This is a genomic window from Pseudogulbenkiania ferrooxidans 2002 (assembly GCF_000174355.1).
GTDB lineage: Bacteria > Pseudomonadota > Gammaproteobacteria > Burkholderiales > Chromobacteriaceae > Pseudogulbenkiania > Pseudogulbenkiania ferrooxidans.
Window position 1 is genome coordinate 48,703 of sequence record NZ_ACIS01000015.1, and the last position, 12,257, is coordinate 60,959.

7 protein-coding genes are annotated in these 12,257 nt (G+C 71.0%); 6 read left to right on the forward strand and 1 reads right to left on the reverse strand.

What is annotated here, in order from left to right:
* The gene (locus FURADRAFT_RS19180) at nt 1-498 is read left to right on the forward strand and encodes a thioesterase family protein (protein ID WP_008955835.1); all 498 of its coding nucleotides are present in this window, start codon (nt 1-3) and stop codon (nt 496-498) included.
* Nucleotides 495-2,453, forward strand: a complete 1,959-nt coding sequence (locus tag FURADRAFT_RS19185) for an acetoacetate--CoA ligase (RefSeq protein ID WP_008955836.1) — start codon at nt 495-497, stop codon at nt 2,451-2,453. The genes FURADRAFT_RS19180 and FURADRAFT_RS19185 overlap by 4 nt, the downstream gene beginning before the upstream one ends.
* 137 nt (nt 2,454-2,590) lie before the next feature.
* Here the strand turns inward: FURADRAFT_RS19185 and FURADRAFT_RS19190 are convergent, their stop codons facing one another.
* Nucleotides 2,591-3,583 (reverse strand): GlxA family transcriptional regulator, encoded by a 993-nt coding sequence (locus tag FURADRAFT_RS19190; RefSeq protein WP_008955837.1) that lies wholly within the window; start codon nt 3,581-3,583, stop codon nt 2,591-2,593.
* A gap of 231 nt (nt 3,584-3,814) precedes the next feature.
* Here FURADRAFT_RS19190 and FURADRAFT_RS19195 point away from each other — a divergent pair, with 231 nt between their 5' ends.
* The 4 genes from FURADRAFT_RS19195 to FURADRAFT_RS19210 form a co-directional block, all read left to right on the forward strand.
* Nucleotides 3,815-5,092 carry an MdtA/MuxA family multidrug efflux RND transporter periplasmic adaptor subunit gene (locus FURADRAFT_RS19195; RefSeq protein ID WP_008955838.1) on the forward strand — a complete coding sequence of 426 codons (1,278 nt, stop codon included), beginning with the start codon at nt 3,815-3,817 and terminating at the stop codon, nt 5,090-5,092.
* A complete protein-coding gene (locus FURADRAFT_RS19200; protein ID WP_008955839.1) occupies nt 5,089-8,181 on the forward strand; it encodes an MdtB/MuxB family multidrug efflux RND transporter permease subunit in 3,093 nt (1,030 codons plus the stop codon). The genes FURADRAFT_RS19195 and FURADRAFT_RS19200 overlap by 4 nt, the downstream gene beginning before the upstream one ends.
* Nucleotides 8,178-11,282 carry a multidrug efflux RND transporter permease subunit gene (locus FURADRAFT_RS19205; RefSeq protein ID WP_008955840.1) on the forward strand — a complete coding sequence of 1,035 codons (3,105 nt, stop codon included), beginning with the start codon at nt 8,178-8,180 and terminating at the stop codon, nt 11,280-11,282. Before FURADRAFT_RS19200 ends, FURADRAFT_RS19205 begins: the two co-directional genes overlap by 4 nt.
* On the forward strand, nt 11,283-12,257 hold a 975-nt coding region (locus tag FURADRAFT_RS19210), incomplete at its 3' end, for a TolC family protein (RefSeq protein ID WP_008955841.1). It lies immediately after the preceding gene.

The following is a 12,257-nucleotide window of genomic DNA, read 5'->3' on the forward strand; positions in this document are numbered from 1 at the left end:
ATGAGCGCGCTGACGCTGTACCGCGATGAGGTGCGCGCCGAGTGGGTCGACTACAACGGCCACTTGCGCGACGCCTTCTACCTGCTGCTGTTCAGCTACGCCGTCGACGCGCTGATCGACACCATCGGGCTCGACGCGGCGGAGCGTGAGCGCAGCCGGCGCTCGGTCTACACGCTGGAGGTGCACCTGAATTACCTCTCCGAGTTGAAGCAGGGCGAGGCGGTGCGGGTGGATTGCCAGCTGCTGGCCCACGACAGCAAGCGCCTGCACGTCTACTTCACGCTGCATCGTGGCGACGAGGCCGAGCCGGTGGCCGCCAGCGAGCAGATGCTGCTGCACGTCGACACGGCGCAAGCCTGCTCGGCACCGTTCGACGCCGCGGTGCTGGCCAGGGTCGAGACGCTGGCGGCGGCGCACGCCGGCCTGCCGCGCCCGGCCTACGCCGGCCGGGTGATCGGGCTGCCGCGGCGCGCCGCGACGGAGGGCGGGCAGACATGAGCGTACCCGTTCCCAACGAGCCCTTGTGGCGGCCCGGCGCACCGTGCCGGCTCGACGCCTTCCGCGCCGAGGTGGCACGCGGGCAGGGCATCGCGCTCGACGACTACGACGCGCTGTACGACTGGTCGATCCGCGAGCCGGCGGTGTTCTGGCAGGCGCTGTGGCGTTTCGCCGAGGTGCGCGCCATGCGCGAGGCCGACACGGTGCTGCAGGATGGCGAGCGCATGCCCGGCGCGCGCTGGTTCGTCGGTGCGCGGCTGAATTTCGCCGCCAACCTGCTGCGGCGGCGCGACGACGGCGTGGCGCTGGCGTTCTACGGCGAGGATCAGGTGCGCGCGACCTGGAGCTGGGGCCGGCTGTACGGCACCGTGTCGCGCCTGGCCCAGGCCTTGCGCGCCCAGGGCGTCGGCCCCGGCGACCGGGTGGCCGGCCTGGTGCCGAACATGCCGGAGACGGTGGCGGCGATGCTGGCCACCGCCAGCCTGGGCGCGATGTGGAGCAGCTGCTCGCCGGATTTCGGTGTCGAGGGCGTGCTCGACCGCTTCGGCCAGATAGCACCCAAGGTGCTGTTCGCCAGCGACGGCTACCGCTACAACGGCAAGGCGATCGACGTGCGCGCCAAGCTGGCCGAACTGGCCGGCGCGCTGCCGGGGCTCGAACGCGTGGTGGTGTGGAACTATGCCGGCGGCACCCCGGAACTCGACGGAATCGCCAAGGTGGTGACGTGGGACGACTTCGTCGCAGCGTACCCGGCCGGCGAGATCGACTTCGCGCCGATGCCGTTCGAGGCGCCGCTCACCATCCTGTATTCGTCCGGCACCACCGGCCAGCCCAAGTGCATCGTGCACGGCGCCGGCGGCACGCTGCTGCAGCACCTGAAGGAGCACATGCTGCACGGCGACCTCGCTGACGGCGACCGCCTGCTGTACTACACCACCTGCGGCTGGATGATGTGGAACTGGATGGTGTCGGCGCTGGCGGTGGGAGCCACGCTGGTGTTGTACGACGGCGCGCCGCTGCTGAATGACGCCCCCGACGTGCTGTGGCGCATCGCCGAGGCGACGCGGCTGACCCATTTCGGCACCAGCGCCAAGTATCTGTCGGCGCTGGAGAAGGCCGGCGTCGCGCCGGGCGAGCGCTACGACCTCAGTAGCCTGCGTTTCGTCTATTCCACCGGCTCGCCGCTGCTGCCGGCCAGCTACGACTACGTCTACCGGGCCATCAAGCCGGACGTGGCCTTGTGCTCGATCTCCGGCGGCACCGACATCGTGTCCTGCTTCGCGCTCGGCTGCCCGGCCAAGCCGGTGTACCGCGGCGAGCTGCAGGCGCGCGGGCTCGGCATGGCGGTCGAGGTGTGGAACGAGGCGGGGGCGCCGGTGGTGGGGGAGAAGGGCGAGCTGGTGTGCACCAGACCGTTCCCGTCGATGCCGCTCGGCTTCTGGAACGATGCCGATGGCACGAAGTACCGCGCCGCCTACTTCGAACGCTTCCCCGGGGTGTGGGTGCACGGCGACTGGGCCGAGCTGAGCACGCGCGGCGGGCTGATCATCCACGGCCGCTCCGACACCGTGCTCAATCCCGGCGGGGTGCGCATCGGCACCGCCGAGATCTACCGCCAGGTGGAAACGGTGCCCGAGGTGCTGGAGTCGCTCGCCATCGGCCAGGACTGGCAGGGCGACGTGCGCGTGGTGCTGTTCGTGCGGCTCGCCGCCGGGCTGACGCTGAGTGATGAACTGCAGCAGACGATCCGCGCACGCATCCGCCGCCACACCACGCCGCGCCACGTGCCGGCGCGCATCGTGCAGGTGGCCGACATCCCGCGCACGCAAAGCGGCAAGTTCGTGGAACTGGCGGTGCGCGAGGTGGTGCACGGCCGGCCGGTGAAGAACCTGACGGCGCTGGCCAACCCGGAGGCGCTGGAACTGTTCCGCAATCTGGCCGAGCTGGCGGTGTAGGGCGGATGCCCCTGCTGTGCTGGGGCGATCCGCCGGGCGTCGCGATATACCGCGTCGGTATGCGCGTCGAATGCGCCGCTGATTCGTGGCGCACCGGCTTGGCGGAACGCCCCGTAGGCGGGGCTTCCGCCCTACGGTCAAGGTGCCGCCCGCGCGGCGCTCTCTTCGTGGCGGTCGTGGCTCGGCGTCACCCTATAGCGCTGGCGGTAGGCGCGCGCGAAATAGGTGGCCGAGTCGAAACCGCACGCCACGCCGATCTCCATCACGCTCATCCCGGTCTGGCGCAGCAGCTCGCGCGCCCTCTCCAGCCGCAATTTCAGGTAGAACGCGCCCGGGGTATCGTCGAACTGGGCGCGGAACAGCCGCTCCAGCTGGCGCCGCGTCACCCCCACCGTCTCGGCCAGCTCGTCCGCCGTCAGCGGCGTCTCGAGATGCCGTTCCATGGTTCCGATGGCGTTCACCAGCTTGCGGTTGTGCACGTCGTAGCGCACCGCGATTTGCAGGCGCTGGTGATCCGACTTGGCGCGGATGCGGCCCAGCACGAACTGCTCGGACACCTGCATCGCCAGTTCGGCGCCGTGGTGGCGGCCGATCAGCTCCAGCATCAGGTCGATCGAGGCGGTGCCGCCGGCCGAGCTGATGCGCGCCCCGTCGATCTCGAACAATTCCTGGGTGACGTTGAGCGCCGGGTAGTGCTCGCGAAACGCCGCGATCGCCTCCCAGTGCAGCGTCAGCTTCTCGTGCCGGAACAGCCCGGCCTCGGCCAGCACGAAGCAGCCGGTGTCGATGCCGCCCAGCGTCGCACCCTGCCGCGCGAGCTGGCGCAGCCAGGCGGTCAACGCCGGCGTGGCGTGCGCCAGCGGGTTGAAGCCCGCCACCACGAACAGCGTGCGCACCGCTCCCGCCCCGCTGCAGGCGCCTTCCGCCGCCAGCGACATGCCGTTGCTGGCGCTGACCGCGCCGCCGTCCAGGCTCAGCAGGTGCCAGCGGTACAGCGCCGGGTGGAAGCGGTTGGCGACGCGCAGCGGCTCGATCGCCGACAGCAGGCCGAGCATGGAGAATTCCGGCAACAGCACGAAGTGGATGTCTTCGGGGGCGGCGGTCGGCGGAGTCGGGCAAGGGGCGCTCATCGGGCGGGGCGGCTCGGTTGGGGGGTGACACAGCATAGCGCATGCGCGGCACGGCGCCGAGTCCGGCGCCGGGGGCCCTCCCGAGCGGCATGACGCGTGGCACGAATTCGCATTCTCTCCATGTTTGCGTAAGGTTTAGCCGATATCATTGAACCTCGCCCGGTGCGTCGAGGTTGGTCCGGGCGTCTGCCCGTTTTCCTTTTTCCCAGCCCCAGACAGCGAACCGACACGATGAGCCCGACCCCCTCCGAATCCACCCCCCCGTCTTCTCCCTCTACCCCCCGCCCGCGTCGCCGCCTGCTGTGGCTGGCCCTGTTCGGCCTGGTCGTGGCCGGGGCGGTCGGCTGGCAGCGCTGGCACGCCGCGTCCGGTGCGGACAAGGCGGCGGTGCAGAAACGGGGCGAGCGCGGGCCGCAGACGGTGACGGTGGCGACGGTGCGGCGCGGCCAGCTCAAGGTCTACCTGACCGCCCTGGGCACGGTGACGCCGAGCGAGACGGTGACGGTGAAGAGCCGCGTCGACGGCCAACTGATGCGCGTGCTGTTCACCGAGGGCCAGCTGGTCAAGTCCGGCCAGCTCCTGGCCGAGATCGACCCGCGCCCGTTCGAGGCGGCGGTGGCGCAGGCCGAGGGGCAGCTGCTGCGCGACAGCGCGCAATTGAAGAACGCCGAGATCGACCTGGCGCGCTACCAGTCGCTGCTGGCGGAGAATTCCATCGCGCGCCAGCAGGTGGATACCCAGGCGGCGCTGGTGCAGCAGTTCCGCGGCACGGTCAAGGTCGACCAGGGGGTGGTCGACAACGCCCGCCTGCAGCTGTCGTACAGCCATATCACGGCGCCGCTGGCGGGGCGCGTCGGGCTGCGCCGCGTCGACGCCGGCAACATGATCACCGCCAACGACGCCAACGGCCTGGTGGTGATCACCCAGACCCAGCCCAGCCACGTGGTGTTCGCGCTGCCCGAGGCGCACCTGAGCACGGTGATGAAGCCCTATCTGGCCGGTCAGGCGCTGTCGGTCGAGGCATGGGACCGCGGCGGCAAGCTGCTGGCCCAGGGCAAGCTGGAGACGCTGGACAACCAGATGGACAGCACCACCGGCACGGTCAAGCTCAAGGCGCGTTTCGCCAACGCCGACAACGTGCTGTTCCCCAACCAGTTCATCAACGTCAAGCTGCTCACCGAGGTGCGCCGCGACGCGGTGCTGATCCCGGAGGCGGCGCTGCAGCGCGGCAAGGACGGCCCCTTCGTCTACCTGGTGCAGCCGGACAACCGTGTCGCCTTGCGCCCGGTGGTGCCGGGGCCGGCCGATGCCGGCCAGCTGGCGGTGGAGCAGGGCCTGGCGCCGGGTGAGCGCGTGGCGCTCGACGGCCTCGACCGGCTGCGCGCCGGCAGCCAGGTCAAGCCGCGCGCCCTGAACGACGCGGGCGCCACGGCGCCGGGCGCTGGCGGCAAGCGCCGTGGCAAGCACGCGGCCTCGGCGCCGGCGGCGCAGGGACAGGCCAAGCAATGAACCCGTCCCGTCCCTTCATCCTGCGGCCGATCGCCACCACGCTGTGCATGCTGGCGCTGGTGCTGACCGGCTGGGTGGCGTACAAGCTGCTGCCGGTGTCGGCGCTGCCGCAGGTGGATTACCCCACCATCCAGGTGGTGACGCTCTACCCGGGCGCGAGCCCGGAGGTGATGGGGGCGATGGTGTCCTCGCCGCTGGAGCGCCAGTTCGGCCAGATGCCGGGGCTGAGCCAGATGCGCACCAGCAGTTCCGGCGGCGCCTCGGTGATCACGTTGCAGTTCACGCTCGACATCGCGCTCGACGAGGCCGAGCAGGAAGTGCAGGCGGCGATCAACGCCGCCAGCTCGCTGCTGCCGGCCGACCTGCCGTCGCCGCCGATCTACAACAAGGTCAACCCGGCCGACAGCCCGATCGTGTCGCTCGCCATCACCTCGCCGACGCTGCCCTTGCCCAAGCTGGAAGACCTGGTCGACACGCGCCTGGCGCAGAAGCTGTCGCAGCTCTCCGGGGTGGGGCTGGTGAGCCTGAGCGGTGGCCAGCGCCCGGCGGTGCGCATCCGCGCCGACGCGCGCGCGCTGGCGGCCAACGGTCTGACCCTGGCCGATCTGCGCAGCGCCATCGGCAGCGCCAACGTGAAGCAGTCCAAGGGCGGCTTCGACGGCCCGCTGCAGGCCTCCAGCATCGACGCCAACGACCAGCTCGCCTCGTCCGACGACTACCGCCGCCTGGTGCTGGCGTACAAGAACGGCGCACCGCTGCGCCTGTCCGACGTGGCCTCGGTGGTGGACGAGGTGGAGAACCGCCGTCTCGGCGCCTGGGCCAACCGCAGCCCGGCAATCATCGTCGACATCCGCCGCCAGCCCGGCGCCAACGTGATCGAGGTGGTGGACCGCATCAAGACGCTGCTGCCGCAGCTCAAGGCGACGCTGCCGGGCTCGGTCGACGTGACCCTGCTCAGCGACCGCACCGACGGCATCCGCGCCGCGGTGCACGACGTCGAGTTCGAGCTGATGCTGGCGGTAGCGCTGGTGGTGATGGTGATCTTCCTGTTCCTGCGCAACGTGCCGGCCACCCTCATCCCCGGCGTGACGGTGCCGCTGTCGCTGGTCGGCACCTTCGGCGTGATGTACCTGGCGGGCTTCAGCCTCAACAACCTGACGCTGATGGCCTTGACCATCGCCACCGGCTTCGTGGTGGACGACGCCATCGTGATGATCGAGAACATCGCGCGCTACATCGAGGAGGGCGACTCGCCGCTGCAGGCCGCGCTCAAGGGCTCGGCGCAGATCGGCTTCACCATCATCTCGCTGACCTTCTCGCTGATCGCGGTGCTGATCCCGCTGCTGTTCATGGGCGACGTGGTGGGGCGGCTGTTCCGCGAGTTCGCCGTCACGCTGGCGGTGTCGATCCTGCTGTCGGCGGCGATCTCGCTGTCGCTGACGCCGATGATGTGCGCGCGCCTCTTGAAGCACGTGCCGGAGGAGAAGCAGGGGCGCTTCTACCACGCCAGCGGCGCCTTCATCGACGGCATGATCGCGCGCTACGGCCGCGCCCTGGAGTGGGTGCTGGAGCACCAGCCGCTGACGCTGCTGGTGGCGCTGGGCACGCTGGTGCTGACCGCCGCGCTGTACCTGGTGGTGCCCAAGGGCTTCTTCCCGCTGCAGGACACCGGCGCCATCCAGGCGGTGACCGAGGCGCCGCAGTCGGTGTCGTTCGCCGCCATAGCCGAGCGCCAGCAGCGCCTGGCCGCGGTGCTGCTGCACGACCCGGCGGTGGCGAGCCTGTCGTCCATCGTCGGCGTCGACGGCAGCAACGCCACGCTCAACAGCGGGCGCCTGCAGATCAACCTGAAGCCGCATGGCGAGCGCGACGACGTGTCCACGGTGGCGGCGCGGCTGCAGCAGAGCGCGGCGCAGGTGCCGGGCATCGCGCTCTACCTGCAGCCGGCGCAGGACCTCACCATCGAGACCACGCCCAGCCGCACCCAGTACCAGTTCGCGCTCGACAGCGCCAACGCCGCCGAGCTGGCGCAGTGGGTGCCGCGCCTGCTGGACGCGTTGCGCCAGCGCCCGGAGCTGGCGGACGTCGCCAGCGACCAGCAGGAGCAGGGCCTGCAGGCGTATATCGAGATCGACCGCGACAGCGCGGCGCGCCTCGGCGTCAGCGCCGCGGCGGTGGACAACGCGCTGTACGACGCCTTCGGCCAACGTCTGATCTCGACCATCTTCACCCAGACCAACCAGTACCGCGTGGTGCTGGAATCGGGCGGGGCCGCCGGCAAGGGCCTGGCCGCGCTCGACGATCTCTACCTGACCAGCAGCGGCGGCACCCCGGTGCCGCTGAAGAGCGTGGTGAAGGTGAGCGAGCGGCTGGCGCCGCTGGTGCTCAATCGCCTCGACCAGTTCCCCACCGCCACGCTGTCGTTCAACCTCGCCCCCGGCGTGTCGCTGGGCAGCGCGGTGGCGGCGGTGCGCGAGGTGGAGCATGAGATCGGCCTGCCGGCCAGCGTCGAGACGCGCTTCCAGGGCGCCGCCGCGGCGTTCCAGAGTTCGCTCTCCAACACCCTGTGGCTGATCCTGGCGGCGGTGGTGACGATGTACATCGTGCTGGGGGTGCTGTACGAGAGCTACATCCACCCGGTCACCATCCTCTCCACGCTGCCGTCGGCGGCGATCGGCGCGCTGTTGGCGCTGCTGGTGTCGGGCTCCTCGCTCGACGTGATCGCGGTGATCGGCATCATCCTGCTGATCGGCATCGTCAAGAAGAACGCGATCATGATGATCGACTTCGCGCTGGAGGCCGAGCGCAAGCAGAAGCTTAGCCCGCGCGAGGCGATCTTCCAGGCCTGCCTGCTGCGTTTCCGCCCGATCCTGATGACCACGCTGGCGGCGCTGTTGGGCGCGCTGCCGCTGATGCTGGGCTCCGGCGCCGGCTCCGAGCTGCGCCACCCGCTCGGCATCACGCTGGTGGGCGGGCTGCTGTTGAGCCAGCTGTTGACGCTGTTCACCACGCCGGTGATCTACCTCGCCTTCGACCGCCTGGCGCGGCGCTGGCGCAAGGCGCCGGCGGCGCAGGGTGACGCGGCATGATCCCGTCCGCGCCGTTCATCCGCCGCCCGGTCGCCACCGTGCTGTTGACGCTGGCGATCGCGCTGGCCGGGTTGCTGGCGTTCGGGCTGTTGCCGGTGGCGTCGCTGCCGCAGGTGGATTTCCCCACCATCCAGGTGCAGGCGCAGCTGGCCGGCGCCAGCCCGGAGACCATGGCGGCCACGGTGGCGACGCCGCTGGAGCGCACCCTGGGGCGCATCGCCGGGGTCAACGAGATCACCTCGACCAGCTCGCAGGGCAGCACCCGCATCGTGCTGCAGTTCGACCTCAACCGCGACAGCAACGGCGCCGCCAAGGACGTGCAGGGCGCCATCAACGCCGCGCTCGCCAACCTGCCCAGCGCGCTGTCCGGTACGCCGACCTACCGCAAGGTCAACCCGTCCGAGGCGCCGGTGCTGATCCTGACGCTGACCTCGGACACCCTGACCAAGGGCCGGCTGTACGACATCGCCTCCACCGTGCTGGCGCAGAAGCTGTCGCAGGTGGACGGCATCGGCCAGGTCACGGTCGGCGGCGGGGCGCTGCCGGCGGTGCGCGTGGCGCTCGATCCCACCGCGCTGTCGCGCCACGGCGTCAGCTTCGACGCGGTGCGCCGGGCGATCCAGAACTACACCCTGAAGCTGCCCTTGGGGGTGCTGGAGGACGCCGGCCGGCAGTGGCAGCTCGCCAGCAACGACCAGCTCAACCGCGCCGCCGACTACCGCGGCCTGATCGTGCACTACCAGGACGGCGCCGCGCTGCGCCTGGCCGACGTCGCCACGGTGAGCGATTCGGTGCAGGACGTGCGCAACGCCGGGCTCGCCAACGGCAAGCCGGCCATCGTGCTGCTGCTGTTCCGCGCCCCCGGTGCCAACGTCATCGACACCGTGGAGCGCGTGCGCGCGCTGATGCCGCAGCTCTCCGCCTCGGTGCCGCAGACCGCCACGCTGACGGTGACGCAGGACCGCACCTCGACCATCCGCGCCTCGCTGCGCGACGTCGAGCGCACCCTGGTTACGGCGGTGGCGCTGGTGGTGCTGGTGGTATTCCTGTTCCTCCAGAGCGGGCGCGCCACGCTGGTGCCGGCGATCACCGTGCCGGTGTCGCTGATCGGCACCTTCGGCGTGATGTACCTGGCCGGCTTCAGCCTCAACAACCTGTCGCTGATGGCGCTGACCATTGCCACCGGCTTTGTGGTGGACGACACCATCGTGGTGCTGGAGAACATCGCGCGCCACATCGAGAACGGCATGACGCCGCGCGCGGCGGCGTTCCGCGGTGCGCGCGAGGTGGGCTTCACGGTGCTGGCGATGAGCCTGTCGCTGATCGCGGTGTTCATCCCGATCCTGCTGATGGGCGACATCGTCGGCCGGCTGTTCCGCGAGTTCGCGCTGACGCTGTCGGCGGCGATCCTGGTGTCGCTGGTGGTGTCGCTCACCACCGCGCCGATGCTGTGCTCGCGCTGGCTGCGTCCGCGTCCGCCGAGGCCGGCGGCACCGAGCCGCTTCGCGCGCTGGCGCGCGCAGTGGTTCGAACGCCTGGTGGCCGGCTACCGCCGCTCGCTGGCGTGGTCGCTCGACCACCACCTGCTGATGCTGCTGCTGCTGGTCGCCACCGTGGCGGCCAACGTCGCGCTCTACGTCGCGGTGCCCAAGGGCTTCTTCCCGCAGCAGGACACCGGGCGCCTGATCGGCAACATCCGCGCCGACCAGAGCATCTCGTTCCAGGCCATGCGCGGCAAGCTGCAGCGCTTCGTCGACGTGGTGCGGCGCGACCCGGCGGTGGCCAGCGTGGTCGGCTTCACCGGCGGCGGCGCGCGCAACAGCGCCAACGTCTTCGTCGGCCTCAAGCCGCGCAGCGAACGCCAGGAAAGCGCCGACCAGGTGATCGCGCGGCTGCGCAAGCAGCTGTCGCGCGAGCCGGGCGCCACCTTGTTCCTGCAGGCGGCGCAGGAATTGCGCATCGGCGGGCGCCAGAGCAACGCCCAGTACCAGTACACGCTGCAGGGCGACGACCTGGCCCAGCTGCGCGCCTGGGAGCCGCGCGTGCGCCAGGCGCTGGTGCGGCTGCCCGGGCTCGCCGACGTCAACACCGACCAGCAGGACCGCGGCCTGCAGACCACGCTGCTGTTCGACCGCGATACCCTGGCGCGCCTCGGCCTGACCCAGAACGACGCCGACAGCGCGCTCGGCAACGCCTTCGGCCAACGTCAGATCGCCACGCTGTACAATCCGCTCAACCAGTACAAGGTGGTGCTGGAGGCGGCTCCGGCCTACCTCGAGCGCCCCGAGTCGCTGCGCGATATCTATCTGATCACGCCGCAGAGCCAGCCGGTGCCGCTCGCCACGGTGAGCCGGGTGCAGCCCGACAACACGCCGCTGGCGGTCAACCACCAGGGCCAGTTCGCCGCCACCACGGTGTCGTTCAACCTCGACCCCGGGGTGTCGATCGGCGCGGCGCGCGCCGCCATCGACGGCGCCGTCAACCGGCTCGGCCTGCCCGGCTCGCTGGTGGGCAGTTTCCAGGGCAGCGCGCGCGCCTTCCAGGCCTCGCTCGACAGCCAGCCCTGGCTGATCCTGGCGGCGCTGGCGGCGGTGTACATCGTGCTGGGCATCCTCTACGAAAGCGCCATCCACCCCATCACCATCCTCTCCACGCTGCCCTCGGCCGGGGTCGGCGCCATCCTGGCGCTGCAACTGTCCGGCGGCGAGCTGAACGTGGTGGCGATGATCGGCGTGCTGCTGCTGATCGGCATCGTCAAGAAGAACGCCATCATGCTGATCGACTTCGCGCTCGCGGCCGAGCGCAAGCAGGGGCTGGCGCCGCGCGAGGCCATCCTCGAGGCCGGCGTGCTACGTTTCCGCCCCATCCTGATGACCACCATGGCGGCGCTGTTGGGCGCGCTGCCGCTGGCGCTGGGGCACGGCGAGGGCGCCGAGCTGCGCCAGCCGCTCGGCATCTCGGTGGTGGGCGGACTGATCGTCAGCCAGCTGCTGACCTTGTACACCACCCCGGTGGTGTACCTGTACATGGACCGCCTGCGGCGGTGGAGCGGGCGCCGGGAGCGCCGCTCCGCGCCGGCGCAGGCGCAGGAGAACGGGTAAATGAAGACAAGCAAGCGCCATGCGCTGTGGCCGCTGGCGGCGCTGCTGTTGGGCGGCTGCGCGGTGGGACCGAACTACCAGCGCCCCAGCGTGGCGGTGCCGGAGGCGTACCAGGAAGCCAAGGACTGGAAACCGGCGACCCCGGCCGACCACCTGCCGCGCGCGGCATGGTGGCAGGACTTTGCCGACGCCCAGCTCGACAGCCTGCAGCAGCAGCTGCAGCTGCATAACCAGACGCTGCGCGCCGCCGAGGCCAGCTACCGCCAGGCCCAGGCGCTGCTGCAGCAGGCGCAGGCCGGCTACAGCCCGAGCGTCACGGCCGGCGCCTCGGCCAGCCGCGGCCGCGCCGGCGGCGACAGCGCCATCGCCAACAGCTACCGCGCCGAACTCAGCGCGGCTTGGGAGCTCGACCTGTGGGGACGGGTGCGGCGCACCGTGGAAGCCGGCCGCGCCAGCGCCGAGGCCAGCGCGGCCGACCTGGAATCGGTGCGGCTGAGCGCCCAGGCGCAGCTCGCCAGCGCCTACTTCAAGCTCTACGTCGCCGATCGCACGCTACGGCTCCTGGAAGAGCAGGTGGCGGCCTATCGCCAGCAGCTGCAGATCACGCGCAACCGTTACCGCCAGGGCGTGGGTATCGCGCGCCGACGTGGTGCAGGCCGAGACCCAGCTCAAGAGCACCGAGGTCAGCCTGCTCGACAAGCGCGTGACGCGGCGCCAGCTGGAGCACGCCATCGCCGTGCTGGCTGGGGCCGCCCGCCGGGCCGGCTTCACGCTGGCCGAGGCGCAAGCAAGCCGCCCGGCGCTGCCGCTGGCTGCCGGCCCGGGCTGCCGTCGCAGCTGTTGGAGCGGCCGCCCCCAGACATCGCCGCCGCGGAGCGCCGGCGTCGCCGCGACAACCGCCGCATCGGCGTCGGCAAGGGCCGGGCTACTTCCCGAGCCTGGACGCTTGGCCGCATAGCGGGGGGCTACGCCGGG